A 13,709-nucleotide genomic window follows, 5' to 3' on the forward strand; every position below is an offset into this window, starting at 1 on the left:
TTGTTTTATACTAAGCATATGAGCGTTATAGTTTTATAGCACTAAGTCCAATCAGATTCGTATCAGATGTGCACTGTTAAGCTCATTTTGATCACATTAGGCTCAGGAGGATTCAGGATGAGTAGAAAAACGAAGCAGTCTGTGCTTCGAACCAAATTAGAAGATATGATCTCGAGTATCCGAAACGACATAGAAACAGGAAAGTTGAATAGCGGGGACTTTTTGCCCTCCGAATTGGAGCTTGCCGAGCAGTACGACATCAGCAAGCATTCTATACGTAAATGCTTGGACGTATTGGTCGAGCAGGGCTATGTTCAGAAGATCCCTCGCATCGGCAACAAGGTAAGTAAGCCCGGCCCTGAGCCTGAATGCATATTGCGTTTCGGTTTTTATCCGTCTATGAGCGAGCAGGCAGGTTTAAGAACGCTTGTAGAGCTTTTTCACAAGCGCAACCCGAATATCCGCGTGGAGCTGATCCCGATTCCATTCAAATTCGACGATTTGCACCTGATGCAGCATTACTTGGATTCAGGGTTGATCGATGTGGCGATGTTCAACCATCAAAGCTTCGGAGAGATTCAGGAATCGGACGGATTATTGGATTTTCTGGAACCACTTGAGCCGATCCCGGACATTTATCCGTTTCTATTACCAGCTTTTCAACACGAGGGACGCCTGCATGCCATGCCCTTTGCCTTTTCTCCTGTCGTGCTTGCTTACAATAAGGATCATTTTGAGGAATACGATTTGCCGGAGCCGGACAGCAGCTGGACTTGGGATGATTTGTTGCGTGTCGCTAGCGATATTACCCGAGACAACAATCGGGTCGGCTTCTATTATCACGCCTTATCCGACAATCGCTGGCCGATCTTTTTACTGCAAAGTGGAGAACCCCTTGTCGACAAGAAAACGGGGAGGCTTAGCTTTACCAGTCCTGCCGTCCGCGAAGCGATCCGCATGAGCCGACATATTTTGTTCGGACAAGGCTTAACTTCATTTTTATCCCAAAGCGACGTTGAAGCGGAAGAGTTGTTCCGCAACGGGAAAATAACGATGATCATGACCACTTATTTCGGGCTGAATATATTTCAAGACGCACCGTTCCGTTTCGATATCGCGCCACTGCCCGCCCTCCAATCCGCTCATACGTTAAATCTGGTGATCGGCTTGGCAGTGTCATCTAAGTCCCCTCAAAGGGAAGCGGCAAAGGCTCTTGTTTACGAGCTGGCCTCTATGGATTACCAATCCCTGATCAGGCGTGAAACTTTGAGTATTCCGGCCTTGAGAAAAGCAGCCGAACGGGGGACGGATTCGGACAACCCCCCTCTCCCTTCCGAGCCTTCTCGATTCCCTCTGTACCGGGAAATTATCCGAACCTTTCTGCTTCATTCCGACATGGGATTAAACGGCGATGTTCTCAAGAAGATGCGCGGAGAGTTGAAGCTGTATTGGGCTGGCGTCACCGATTTGGACACCTGTTGCCAAAGTCTGGAGGCGGCGCTTGCCGCTGAACCAGTCGGATAAGGACGAAAAAGACTACTGAGACGTGAGTCGTGCTCAGTAGTCTTTTTGTCAGCTTGTTCGGAAATAACAGGAACGAGTTACTTCTTCAGGTTTTTACAAATAGAAACAACAATTTTTTCATAACATCCCTCCTAACAAAAAGACGTACTCACCATCCATCTAGTTTCGAATAATTTACTTTTTTTTCGTTACTTCTTAGGTCCTATTGAGATCGATAGCCACTGCTACTATAGGTTATTTGTGCGGAGAAGACAGTTTTTTCTGGAATAGCAAGTTTTACTACTGGTTATTGGACTGGTTCTGAGAAGAATCGCTTTATAATGCGGAAATAAGGGATAGTCAGATTGGCTAATTAGTGCCTGAGTGATGAAACGGCCCAAATAGCCAGTAGTAACATGGCTAATCTGGAAATTCAGTGTCATCCTAAATTGCAAGCATAAACAAAACGCGCAACGCTCAGAAACCCAAGCGTTGCGTATTTTATTTCCAATTCCATATTGACCACAATGGTCAACGGAGTTAAAATGAAATTGACCAGAGTGGTCAACACAAATATTTAACGGAGGATAACATAATGTTTTCCAAATTTCTGAACCTCGACCCAGTGAAGCAAGATGTTATTTTGAATGCAGCGATTAAAGAATTCGCACAAAAAGGATATAAGAATGCTTCAACCAATGAGATTGTAAAAGAAGCTGGAATTTCAAAAGGGTTATTATTCCACTATTTCACAAACAAACAGGAATTGTATTTATACTCGTTCAACCATCTAGTCCAAGTTTTGACTGATAAGATTTATTCAAAAATGGATTGGGAGGAACGCGACATTTTCATTAAATATAAGCAAATAGCTTATATCAAAATCGGGATATTACAACAGTATCCTGACATGTTTAATTTTTTTCAACGTACATTTCTTGAAGACTCTCCTGAAATAAAAACGGCGACTGAAAAGTTTAATAAAGAAGTAGTCGCTGACATCTACTCTAAACTATTTGGTGATCTGAATCATGTCGATGTTTCAAAATTCAAAGAAGGAATCGATATACAAAAATCCATAAATATCATTTATTGGTCCCTTGAAGGATTCGGGAATCAATATCGGGATTTATTCAACTCAACCCCGGCGGACCAAATTAATATGGAAGAGATCGCAGCAGGAATGGAATCTTATTTAGAAATATTGAAAAAAGTGTTCTATAAAGAGTAATTCGGAAGTCTCGATTAATGAATCTATATGAATATAGGGAGGCTCTCTAATGAATGCGATCGAAATTAATAAACTGACAAAGACCTATGGCAAATCAAGAGGAATAACGGATATTAGTTTTACTATTGAAGAGGGAGAAATTTTTGGTTTTATCGGACCAAATGGGGCAGGGAAATCAACGACGATCCGAACACTATTGTCTCTTATTTATCCAACGAGCGGCAGTGCAAAAATTTTCGGAAAAGACTGCATCGAGTTTGCCCCTGAAATCAAAAAAGAAATCGGCTATTTGCCTTCGGAAGTTTTCTATTATGACAATATGAAGGTTATGGATCTGTTAAAATACTCAGCCAGCTTTTATAAAAAAGATTGCACTAAAAGAATAAAAGAGTTAGCTGAAATCATGAATCTGGATCTAACCAAGAAAATTGATGACCTCTCGTTAGGAAACAAAAAGAAAGTGGGTATTGTCCAAGGGTTGCTCCATAGTCCAAAGCTTATTATTCTCGATGAACCCACAAGCGGACTTGATCCGCTCATGCAGCAAAAATTTTTCGAATTGCTCGAAGAAGAAAATAAAAAAGGGGCTACGATTTTATTCTCCTCCCATATATTAAGTGAAGTTCAGCGATTATGTGATCGTGTTGCGATTATTAAAGAAGGAAAGATCGTTACGGTCGAAAAAATCAGTACTTTAAAAGAAAATAATTACAAAAAATTCAAAATAGACACTGCAGCTGCATTAGATCGTGATTTCTTCAATATTACTGGCGTGAACAATATTGTTGTTAACGGGAATACCACCAGCTTCTTATTTAAAGGCAACTTAAATCAAGTGATGAGAAAAATAGCAGAAATTGAAATCGAAAATCTTTGGATAGAAGAGCCGGACCTTGAGGAGATCTTTATGCATTACTATGAGAAGGAGGCCTAATAAGTCATGAATATATTTTTGCATGAGTTGAAGGCTTATAGGAAATCCACAATGATATGGACGTGTTCCTTAATTGCTATAGTTATCTTTTTCTTGTCTATCTTTCCTTCCCTGTCAAAGGATGTTGCAGAATTTTCTAAACTGTTGGAAGGGTATCCTGAAGGAGTAAGGAAGGCAATCGGGCTTGAAATTGAAAGTTTTGGGTCGGTTCTAGGTTTTTATTCGTATGTTTTTATGTATATTACTCTCTGCGGTGCTATTCAAGCCATGATTGTGGGTACGTCGATTGTCTCAAAAGAAGTTCGTGAAAAAACAGCTGACTTTCTTTTAACGAAGCCTGTTACTCGAACGAAAGTGTTGACTTCTAAGCTAATTGCAGCTGTTGTTTCATTAGCAATTACGAATGTTCTATATATAGCGGCGGCTAACATAATGGCAGCTCAAGTAAAGACAGCAGATTTTAGCGAGAAAGTATTTTTAATGATTTCAATCTCATTGTTATTCGTTCAGCTCATTTTTCTTTCCTTAGGAATCATCATTTCCGTTGTTTTTCCCAAGATAAAAGCAGTTTTGTCCGTGTCTCTTGGTACAGTATTCGCCTTTTTTGTTATCGGAATGGTTGTTTCATCAGATGGAGCTGGAGCAAAACGTTATTTATCTCCTTTTAAGTATTTTGACACCAAATATATGATCGAAAATTCCAGTTTTGATGTTTCCTATTTGGCTGCTGCGATCGGAATCATCCTTGTTTCCATCACAGCCAGCTACTTAATCTACACCAAAAAAGATGTTCATGCTGTATAACCGCAAGCGAAAGGAGAGTTTCGGAAATGAATATTTTTTTAAGAGAGATTAAAGCATATAGAAAATCTATTATGTTTTGGAGTATAGGGATTATTCTATTGATTGCAAGCGGTATGGCCAAGTATGAAGCAACGGCATCCAATGGACAATCGATTAATGAAGTATTTGCAGGAATGCCGCAATCTTTCCAAACGATATTTGGTACAGCCTCTTTTGATTTATCCAAGGCTAGCGGTTATTTTGGCATGCTCGTCCTATACCTGTTCTTGATGGCAACCATACATGCAACCATGCTGGGAGCCAATATTATTGCCAAGGAAGAACGAGATAAAACTGCAGAGTTTTTATTCGTTAAGCCTGTATCAAGAAATAAAATTATTACTTTGAAAATGCTAGGAGCCTTAGTGAATATCCTCACTTTTAATATCGTTACATGGGTTTCGAGCGTACTTTTTGTAGGAAACTACAGTAAGGGGGAACCGGTAAATGATGATATCGCTGTAGTAATGGTTGGTATGCTAATTTTACAGCTTCTATTCTTGGTTATCGGAACTGCAATCGCAGCTGTATATAAAAATTCCAAAAAGGCTGCGTCACTTTCTGCAGGGATCCTGCTAATAACGTTCCTTTTATCGATTGGGATCGACCTGAACGAAAACATGGAGAACTTGAAATATCTCACGCCGTTTAAATATTATGAAGCAAAAAATATAATGTATGGGGGTAGATTTGATTTCCTTTTTGTCCTTTTATCTTTGGTACTGATTGCAGCTCTAACGATCGTAACCTATGTATCCTTTAAGAAACGGGATTTGCATGTGTAAAAGAGCTAATATTTTTAGCTCTTTTTTTTGTATAAATTACACAAATCCACCGTTGATACGAATGGTTTGACCGGTAATCCACTGCGATTCCTCACTGGCCAAAAACAACGCAACGCTCGCAATATCATTGGGTTCTCCTAGACGTCCGAAAGCATTCATTTTGCGAATACCCTCCATTTGCTCCTCTGTTTTCCCAACTGTGAATAGCTCCGTGTTAATCGGACCTGGTGCAATCGCATTGATCGTGATCCCCTTTGGACCAAGCTCTTTTGCCAACTGGCGAGTAAATTGCTCCACTGCTCCCTTCGTGCCCGCATACACACTGTAAGTAGGAAACATCTGCCCCGCAACCGAAGTTGAAAAATTGATAATACGGCCATTCTGGTTCATATGATGAAACGCTTGCTGGCAAGCAAAGTAGGTGCCTTTTACATTGATGGCGAATTGCTTATCGAAGTCTTCTTCCGTCATCGCAGCAATGGGCTTGGTAATCATAATACCTGCGTTATTAACGAGAATATCGATTTGCCCATAAGCCTCTATAGTCTTCTGAAACAGCATCTCTATTTCAGCGACTTGGCTGATATCTGCTTGGATAGCCAGTGCTTCCCCCCCATTTTGTTTGATTACGCCAACCACTTCTTCTGCTTTAGATGGACTGCTTGAAAAGTTAATGATGACCTTGGCTCCATTCTTAGCGAGCTGTTCCGCTATTTCACGGCCTATCCCTCTAGATGCTCCAGTTACTAATGCCACTTTACCTGTTAAATTGATCCTCATTATGAAATCCTCCTAGTTCTAGTTAACGATGTATGTCTGACCTGTTGATTTGATTATAAACGCCCAAACAACGAATGACAAGTGACAATATTGTATTTTTGTCATTTGATTTTAGAGCTTGAGAATAAGAAAGAGGCGCTCACTGATAATTATAGTTATCAGTAAACGCCTCTTTTAGTTTTATGAATTGGGTTTGGAATGTGAGATTCCCGAAAGAATTAACTCCCAAACCGAATCAAATTCGTGCTCAATATTTGCTGATGTCCACTCATAGGCATGTGCCGGATGGTGGAACCGTGAAGTGGCTATAAAAACAGCCTTCGCGATGACCTCCGATTGACCGGATTTGAATTCATGGGATGTTATTCCTTCTTCAATAATCTGAGCGATCTGATGAATTAATTTGTTCACATGTGCTGTAATCATATCAACAGCATCGAATGTTACAGTCGTATACATCGCAAACATCTCAGGCTCATCTTTTACATAGGTCCGCTTGGCTCGTATCAGCGTCTCGAGCCATACCCGTAAACGATCAGCGGCGCTTCCGTCAGTCCGATCGGCAATTTCCTGTAGAGGATCGCCAATCCTATAAAGCCATCGCTCGGTTACCGCCTCTCTCAGGGCTGCCTTACTCGGAAAGTGCCGATAAAGTGTGCCATGGCTGACTTGAAGAGCTTTGGCTACATCAACAACGGAGGTCTTGTCTGGACCATAACGCCTTAGCACCTGTTCCGCAGCATCCAAGATCGATTCTTTTGTTAATGGTAGCTCGTTTGTCATACTAATCGAAGAGCAGTTGAATCCCAACATGTGAGTTGGTCTATTTTCGCTGCCCGTCTTCCCTACCTTCTTGTTAATTTTACAACATACCATATCATAACAATAATGAAGTATCAATAATGATATTTTGTCATGATTATCACGATGACTCGATGAAGAACATCCAATTAAAGGAATTTTAGGGTGTTTTGAAGAATAATATACACCGCTGGAGATTCGCGAAGTTCGCGAAAAAGACGTTCGATGAATGGCTCTATGAAATCTGAAAAACCAAAAACGATAACCGCGGCCGGCAGGTGAAATTGTTTATAAAAAAAACTATACCTAAAGGATGTAATTAATGAGCATAACGCCTAATAATGTGTTCACGTATCGGAGATTGGAGTTTTGAGTTTGAAATGATACATTTCTGTTTTACTTTAATTAAGGAGAAATCGTGCAGATGAGAAAAAATATAATTTGGATTAGCGCATTACTCATTTTCAGTCTTTTTGGCCCATATATTGCACTCGCAGGATCAAATACTTACCTGCCTGAAGAAGAAGGACTTGAGCTAGACTGGATATTTAACGAGGCCCCACCGAAGCGTCCTCAACCGAAAATTCTCAACCCTGATCAATATGAAATGAAATGGAAAATGGACACCCCCCTAATGTTTGACCTCACGCAAGATCAGCAAGGTGTGATGTACACTTCCGATTTGAATAATGTTGTTCATGCTTTATTCCCTAATGGAAAAGAAAAATGGAGTATTCAACTGGACATGGGTTTGAAAATCTCCGCTATATACTTATTGATTGGACAGGATGGGACGATATATGCTCACAGCTCGGCTACTTTGATAGAGGATGGGTTCACGACTATTTACGCCTTATCTCCAGAAGGTAATATAAAGTGGAAATTGCAATCGCAAAATATTTATAGCGATTTTAATGACCAGTTTGCAGGTGACGCGAAAGGCAACTTATTTTTTTTCACGAATGAAGGACTAGTTTCACGTAATGCTAAAGGAGAAATCAATTGGATTAATAAAACGATAACCTCTTCTGCACCAAGAGATATTTTGAAAAACTCCCGCTACCATTACCCGAGCCTATCCTTGGATTCAAAAGGCAGCCTATACTTAGACACTGCACTTGGAGAAGTGATCTCACTTGATAGTTCTGGTGCATTGAGATGGCGTTCAAAGCCATTACCCTACGTAAACAGGTTCTCTGGATTTCATCCGTATTTATCGGACAAAGATCAACTTTATATGTTAACAGAAACAGGGTTACATGCTATTAAAACTATTGATGGAAGTATAGTGGATTTGTCGATGAATAAAGATCTGAACGATATTCAAGCTTCTGGTGTACCGACTGATGGTAAGGATGGATACTACATAATTAATCGTGGAAAGTTTCTAAAAATCAACCGTGATGGAGAGATGATCTGGGAGTATACACCTCGAGAAACGGAGACGAATGGAATTTTTTCTTCGGACCAACCTTTAACAGACAAGGAAGGGAACGTCTACTTTTCTACGGGAGTCGGTAATATTATAGCTCTCAACAATGACGGACAAGAAATATTTGTGTTTCTTAGGAATGCATTTTGGTCCAAAATGGTTGATCTCACTCTTGGGAAGAATGGGAATATTTATTCAACGAACTACGACATTGGTCTTGTTTCCTTTGGTAAAAAGCAAATTCAAGTATATATAGATAACCATAGCCTTTCACTGACAGTTGCGCCTAAAAATAATGAGGGTACTGTGTTAGTACCGTTTCGGTCCTTATTCGAAAGATTTGGTCTTAAGGTCGAGTGGAATCCTATCTCTCGATCCATAACTGGAACAAAAGATGGACTTTCGATCATGTTGACAATTGGAGAAAAAACAGCCTTCGTAAACGGACAAGAACAGCAGTTAATAGAAGCTCCTATGATTGATGACAATACAACATTCGTCCCACTTCGTTTCGTCGGAGAGGCATTGGGTAGGAATGTAACCTGGGATGGCACCAGCTCATCAATCAACATTGATCAATATTGAGTAGTAAGTATTGAAATGTGTTGTTTATTAAAGTGTGTTTGATTTATTACTATCATGTGCCCGTCAGTTCAAGAAAGGTGATTCAATTGAATGAGTTAAGCGAAAAATTCGGGAAAATGAGAAAAGTCTTAATTGCTTTCATTATGACAAGTGCTCTCACAATTGGGTGTGAGTCTAGCGAATCATTTGTCGAACCAATTAAAGAAGATGCATCCCCTATTCCGATTGCAGCTTCACCTATTCATACCACGACATCAAATATCCCGTCTTTAAACGGAATTGTGTTCACGGAGCGTGAACTTGACCACACTTTCGATCAGATCGAGGATTTGATTAGCAACTATCAAAAGAAGCTTGTCGAAGCTATAGACACGAATACATTCACTCATGTGGAACCTTTCCTCCTACCGAATAGCACATTATATAATTCCCAGAAAGAACTGGTAGCAAATCTATCCTCTCGAAAAATAAAAGAACGCTTCATATCATCAGAGATATACGGGTATTCCATTGAAAAAGAACGTTACAAGGTAGAGGTATTGGAGACTGTAGAGGTGTATTACCCGGATAAAGGACCAAAGACCAATTATTATCAATGGTATTACACCGTGGAACAAAGCAATGGAAGACTTCTTTTGAGTCAGTTAGAGGAATGGAAGACCTACCAGCAGGATATGGATCGACGAATGGGGAGCGTTAAAGCTGATGGATATTATGCCCAGGAGCTTCTTCATAACTATCCCAACCTATTGGAAGCAGCTATCAATACGCTAGATATTACGAACATCAAACAACTTTCGAAAAACGAAACGGTTCTTCAGAAGCAGAAGGAGATCATAACGGAGTTAAGGAATCAAGGTTCAGAATATACTTTGAAAGCCTCATCCATCCACGAAGACTGGAATACATTATCCGCCGTGCAAGAGATCTCTTATCAGTTCATGGATAAGCAGAGCAAGAAACAAAGTGGCGCTCTCAAATTTTACATTCAACTGGATGAGATACGTAAAAATTTCCAAGGGTATGCAGTTATCGGTTACCTGGAGGATACAGAACAAGCCCCAATAAATACGACATCGGACTCCATAGTTATCCATGAAATATCCAGAATTCATCCTAACATGCCTGAATATTTGTTTAAGGTATACGGCAAAGCTGAAAGTCCTAATCGTGATACCTTTTTCAGTGCCGATAAAATAGAGACCTACCTTGCAGGAGGATCTGGAAAACTCATACAAGAAATTCCTTTAAAACGGACCCGTTCACTAAGTGGAAGGACATTGGGGTTAGTTATAGAGGATATGAATTTTGATGGTTATCAGGATATCCGAATCCAATCTGGAACTCCTGCCGGACCTAATACCCCTTATTTCTATTGGAACTGGGATCCAAAAGCAGGCGCATTTATGTCATATCGTGATCTTGAACATATTACCGCTCCCGTTTTTGATTACGATAATCAAACCATTCAGTCCTTTGTCCGGGAAAGCGCAGAATTATATTCCGACAATACCTACAGGTACATAAACAACATTCCGACACTTATCAAACGAATCGAGAAGGTCGCTGATGCTCAAAATAAGGTGTGGCATGTAACTGTGAGAGAACTGGAAAACAAACAACTTACTGTGATCAGGAAGTACGAGGAGCCTCTAGGAAATTAATCCTTCACTAGTTGCTCAACGCGAATAGAGCCTCTGTCCCTTACTACAAGGGAAGAGGCTCTGCCTATTTATCTTGGAATAAATTGCTCATACAGCTTAACGGCAAATAAGTAGTTCGCTTCCTTCGTACGCCCAGCATTATGCGGAGTGTGCACCACGTTGTGACGGCCGAGCAGCGGGTCATCCAGCGGCAGCGGTTCGATATCGAATACATCCGCGGCAAGGCTTAGCTCATCTGCCAGAACTCTTTTGCGAAGCTCCGGCATGTCGCAAATACCCGCTCTCGTAGCTAGAACTACTAAGGTTCCTTGTGGCAGCGCACGAATATGTTCTGCTGTGACGATGCCTTTTGTTTGGTCCGTGAGCGGCACCATCGGAACGAAAATCTCGGCATCTTGAACGAGACGACTGAGATGCCATTCCTTGCGGCTGCCTGCACGATGGAAGCTCGGTTCTGATGCGAATGGATCCCATGCCGCTACGTCTGCCCCAAGCATATGGACGAAGCTTGCGTAGCGGCTTGCAATATTGCCGGCGCCGACAATTCGAACGCGCTTGCCTTCCAGTGTCCCGTTCGTGAAGCGTGTGTCATCCCCGAATTGCTGACCACGGGCACCAGGAGTGCCGATTCCGCCTGGAGGCGAGTAATCCCAAGTTTTATGACTTGTAATGATTTCATGATGAGTCTGTGGAATGCGGCGCAGTCCGCATAATGTAAGTGCAAGTGCGAACTCACTGACAGATTGAGCCCAGAAGCCCTCGGAGGGTTGAGTATACCAACGAATGCTTCGCTTCTCAAGTACAGCGATAACCTCGGGAGCAGGTTTCATGCCACAGCTCCGTGAAGAGCATACGACCTCCTCCAAGCTAGTGAATTTATCAATACAAGCCGGGCTAGTTGGAACATGCAGCGCTACCAGGCGAACAACCGTCTCCGGCCGAGGCACAAGCTCGCTTACGGACGCATTGGAGTCTGCCGGGACCCGGATCAGCTCTGCTTCCCCGTCTTGCGCTAACAATTCTCGGAACCGATCTGCCGCATAAGGCCAAATTTCGTCGAATGCCGGATGGATCACAATTACACTTCTCATCTACTCACAACCTCCTACAAATTGCTTCCAACTTGAATCTATAGTTGAAGATGAAATATCCCCATTGAATACATAAGCCCGATAATGGGACAGCTTGCTTTCCCCTCTATTCAGGAACCATTCTCCCGCTATACAACGGCTTGGTGCAATACCTAATTGACCATCTACACGCCACGGTGAGGGATGCTCTTCATTGTTGGCATGATCCATAATAGCGATCCCCGCGTGATCAATCCTTCCCTCGATCGGCATACTGATCGCAGCCCATCTTGCACGCTTACCCTCTGCTTCCTGTTGTCCTAGCCCTTCGCTGTTCAAGAAGCTGCCCCCGAGCTCGTCTCGGTAAGGCATCCTAAGAAACAGACCGCCATAGGAATGCTGCCCGAAGCGAATATCGCACTGCGCGGTAAGCGTCCAAGCCAGATCCAGCTCATAGGCCATACCGAGATCACGGAAAGTCCAACTTTGTTCCTCAATTAATAATTCCGTTCCGCCAGGCTCTTTCCAAGAGGTCTTAACCGCCCACTTGACTTCATTCCCTTCTGCTTCGATACGCTTCAACGATAGGGGATGAAAGGTTCCGTCGTTCGGGTTATTCGTCCATCCCTCGGACCAGAAGCCAAAGCCATTTACATCATTCAGTCCCACATACAGTCCATGCTGCCACGGATGATGCGACGGAGCATTCTCAGTAAGTATTCCCCTACCATCGGGCGCGACAATTGGGTGAATATACGGACGATGATTCACCTCGGCATTCTGCACCAGGATGGGTTCAGACTGACCTTGACGGTAAATGGAGAGCCGGGTTTCGGATTCGATGATCCTTAATGGCTGGGTTTGCTGCTCTGCCATAGATTAACTCCTCCTCTTTTTTAACGGAACTGAGGGATTCGAACATGCTCACCATTCTTCAAAGCGGACTGATGCGCACAAAGCCCCGCACATGTCCAGTTAGCTGATGTATACACATCCGGGAATGGCGCTCTAGCTTCTACGATACTCATGATAAACTCATGTGCCAAGTGCGGATGAGAGCCGCCATGCCCATTTCCTTGTTTAAAAGAAAGGTGCTGATTATCATTAGAATCATATACACCTTCGGTCGTATATTTCTGAATCCCCTCCGGCAATAAATTCGCAAAGTCTGGAATCGACACACGCTTCCCATCTTCTCCTGCAAAGATCACCGGCTCCTCCCTCTCCAGCCGCTGCCATTCGAAGCTCAGCCTATCGGCGTATACATCGAAGCTCTCGACATACTCGCGAGCCGTCTCGAATAGGGAACGCGTAACCTCCATAGCGAGCTCGGAGTCCTTCAGCCGGAATAAAGCGGATTGTACCGCGAACGGGGAATTGTATTTCGCAGCTAGCTCATTTGCGATTCTACCAGAACCCAGGCAGTATACGAGCTCGGCTTCCTTCTCAGCAAGAGCTAACAGCGGACTTACCGCATGTGTCGCATAGTGCATAGGCGGGAGCCCCTCCCAATATCCAGGCCAACCTGCCATCTCTTGCTGATGCGCACCGCGAAGGAACTGAATACGGCCTAGCTCTCCGCTGTCGCGGAGGCTTTTTACATAAAGGAATTCACGCGTATATACGGCGGTTTCCATCATCATGTAATTTTTCCCTGATACCTTCTGCGCTTCTACAATTCGCTGACAGTCCTCGATAGATGTAGCCATAGGTACCGTGCAAGCCACATGCTTTCCAGCGAGCAATGCAGCGATGGATTGCTCCGCGTGGTTCGGGATCGGTGTATTAATATGCACCGCATCAATCCGCTCATCCTTGAGTAGCTCCTCGAAGCTTGTATAACGAACTGACACTCCAAAATGATCACCGATACGATGCAGGCTCTCCTCAGACCGCTGACAAATCGCATACAGCTCAGTGTTCGGGTGGTTCTGATAAATTGGAATAAACTCCGCGCCGAAGCTTAGACCAACTATAGCAACTTTGATTCTACGAGTCACGGGCCAACCTCCTTAATGTCCATATTACATCCATAATAGCCCATACAAGAATGCTATTGAAGGAGGTTTTGCGCAAACTTA

General features: G+C 42.7%; 12 protein-coding genes. 7 read left to right on the plus strand and 5 right to left on the minus strand.

Features of this window, described 5'->3' with window-relative positions:
• Positions 1-117 precede the first annotated feature (117 nt).
• The 5 genes from AC58QD_RS11455 to AC58QD_RS11475 all read left to right on the plus strand — a co-directional run bounded on the left by AC58QD_RS11455 (position 118) and on the right by AC58QD_RS11475 (position 5,296).
• Positions 118-1,524 carry an extracellular solute-binding protein gene (locus AC58QD_RS11455; protein ID WP_497333191.1) on the plus strand — a complete coding sequence of 469 codons (1,407 nt, stop codon included), beginning with the start codon at positions 118-120 and terminating at the stop codon, positions 1,522-1,524.
• A 574-nt stretch (positions 1,525-2,098) separates the two neighbouring features.
• The gene (locus tag AC58QD_RS11460) at positions 2,099-2,734 is read left to right on the plus strand and encodes a TetR/AcrR family transcriptional regulator (protein WP_497333193.1); all 636 of its coding nucleotides are present in this window, start codon (positions 2,099-2,101) and stop codon (positions 2,732-2,734) included.
• A gap of 49 nt (positions 2,735-2,783) precedes the next feature.
• Positions 2,784-3,668: an ABC transporter ATP-binding protein gene (locus AC58QD_RS11465; protein ID WP_497333195.1), complete on the plus strand. Its 885-nt coding sequence runs from the start codon at positions 2,784-2,786 to the stop codon at positions 3,666-3,668.
• A 6-nt stretch (positions 3,669-3,674) separates the two neighbouring features.
• Complete coding sequence (locus tag AC58QD_RS11470) at positions 3,675-4,472, plus strand: DUF2705 family protein (RefSeq protein ID WP_497333197.1); 798 nt, start codon at positions 3,675-3,677, stop codon at positions 4,470-4,472.
• 26 nt (positions 4,473-4,498) lie between these two features.
• The gene (locus AC58QD_RS11475) at positions 4,499-5,296 is read left to right on the plus strand and encodes a DUF2705 family protein (RefSeq protein ID WP_497333199.1); all 798 of its coding nucleotides are present in this window, start codon (positions 4,499-4,501) and stop codon (positions 5,294-5,296) included.
• A 36-nt stretch (positions 5,297-5,332) separates the two neighbouring features.
• Here AC58QD_RS11475 and AC58QD_RS11480 read toward each other — a convergent pair whose 3' ends face one another.
• Complete coding sequence (locus tag AC58QD_RS11480; protein WP_497333201.1) at positions 5,333-6,076, minus strand: SDR family oxidoreductase; 744 nt, start codon at positions 6,074-6,076, stop codon at positions 5,333-5,335.
• 180 nt (positions 6,077-6,256) lie between these two features.
• Positions 6,257-6,859 carry a TetR/AcrR family transcriptional regulator gene (locus AC58QD_RS11485; RefSeq protein ID WP_497333203.1) on the minus strand — a complete coding sequence of 201 codons (603 nt, stop codon included), beginning with the start codon at positions 6,857-6,859 and terminating at the stop codon, positions 6,257-6,259.
• Between the two features lie 442 nt (positions 6,860-7,301).
• On the opposite strand from AC58QD_RS11485, the gene AC58QD_RS11490 reads away from it, so the two are divergent.
• Together AC58QD_RS11490 and AC58QD_RS11495 are read left to right on the plus strand one after the other, a co-directional pair.
• A complete protein-coding gene (locus AC58QD_RS11490) occupies positions 7,302-8,894 on the plus strand; it encodes a stalk domain-containing protein (RefSeq protein ID WP_497333205.1) in 1,593 nt (530 codons plus the stop codon).
• An 86-nt stretch (positions 8,895-8,980) separates the two neighbouring features.
• Positions 8,981-10,558, plus strand: a complete 1,578-nt coding sequence (locus tag AC58QD_RS11495; protein WP_497333207.1) for an XAC2610-related protein — start codon at positions 8,981-8,983, stop codon at positions 10,556-10,558.
• Positions 10,559-10,626: 68 nt separating this feature from the next.
• On the opposite strand, the gene AC58QD_RS11500 is transcribed toward AC58QD_RS11495, so the two are convergent.
• From AC58QD_RS11500 to AC58QD_RS11510, 3 genes are read right to left on the minus strand one after another with little or no spacing between them, the layout of a single operon-like run.
• Complete coding sequence (locus tag AC58QD_RS11500; RefSeq protein ID WP_497333209.1) at positions 10,627-11,649, minus strand: NAD(P)-dependent oxidoreductase; 1,023 nt, start codon at positions 11,647-11,649, stop codon at positions 10,627-10,629.
• Complete coding sequence (locus tag AC58QD_RS11505; protein WP_497333211.1) at positions 11,650-12,504, minus strand: DUF6807 domain-containing protein; 855 nt, start codon at positions 12,502-12,504, stop codon at positions 11,650-11,652.
• Between the two features lie 20 nt (positions 12,505-12,524).
• The gene (locus AC58QD_RS11510) at positions 12,525-13,628 is read right to left on the minus strand and encodes a Gfo/Idh/MocA family protein (RefSeq protein WP_497333213.1); all 1,104 of its coding nucleotides are present in this window, start codon (positions 13,626-13,628) and stop codon (positions 12,525-12,527) included.
• Between the last annotated feature and the right edge of the window lie 81 nt (positions 13,629-13,709).

This window comes from Paenibacillus sp. J2R1T-4 (assembly GCF_059692235.1).

Coding starts and splice junctions, on each gene's coding strand:
- AC58QD_RS11455 (WP_497333191.1), top strand. CDS start 118: ATGAGTAGAAAAACGAAGCAGTCTGTGCTTCGAACCAAATTAGAAGAT.
- AC58QD_RS11460 (WP_497333193.1), top strand. CDS start 2,099: ATGTTTTCCAAATTTCTGAACCTCGACCCAGTGAAGCAAGATGTTATT.
- AC58QD_RS11465 (WP_497333195.1), top strand. CDS start 2,784: ATGAATGCGATCGAAATTAATAAACTGACAAAGACCTATGGCAAATCA.
- AC58QD_RS11470 (WP_497333197.1), top strand. CDS start 3,675: ATGAATATATTTTTGCATGAGTTGAAGGCTTATAGGAAATCCACAATG.
- AC58QD_RS11475 (WP_497333199.1), top strand. CDS start 4,499: ATGAATATTTTTTTAAGAGAGATTAAAGCATATAGAAAATCTATTATG.
- AC58QD_RS11480 (WP_497333201.1), bottom strand. CDS start 6,076: ATGAGGATCAATTTAACAGGTAAAGTGGCATTAGTAACTGGAGCATCT.
- AC58QD_RS11485 (WP_497333203.1), bottom strand. CDS start 6,859: ATGACAAACGAGCTACCATTAACAAAAGAATCGATCTTGGATGCTGCG.
- AC58QD_RS11490 (WP_497333205.1), top strand. CDS start 7,302: ATGAGAAAAAATATAATTTGGATTAGCGCATTACTCATTTTCAGTCTT.
- AC58QD_RS11500 (WP_497333209.1), bottom strand. CDS start 11,649: ATGAGAAGTGTAATTGTGATCCATCCGGCATTCGACGAAATTTGGCCT.
- AC58QD_RS11505 (WP_497333211.1), bottom strand. CDS start 12,504: ATGGCAGAGCAGCAAACCCAGCCATTAAGGATCATCGAATCCGAAACC.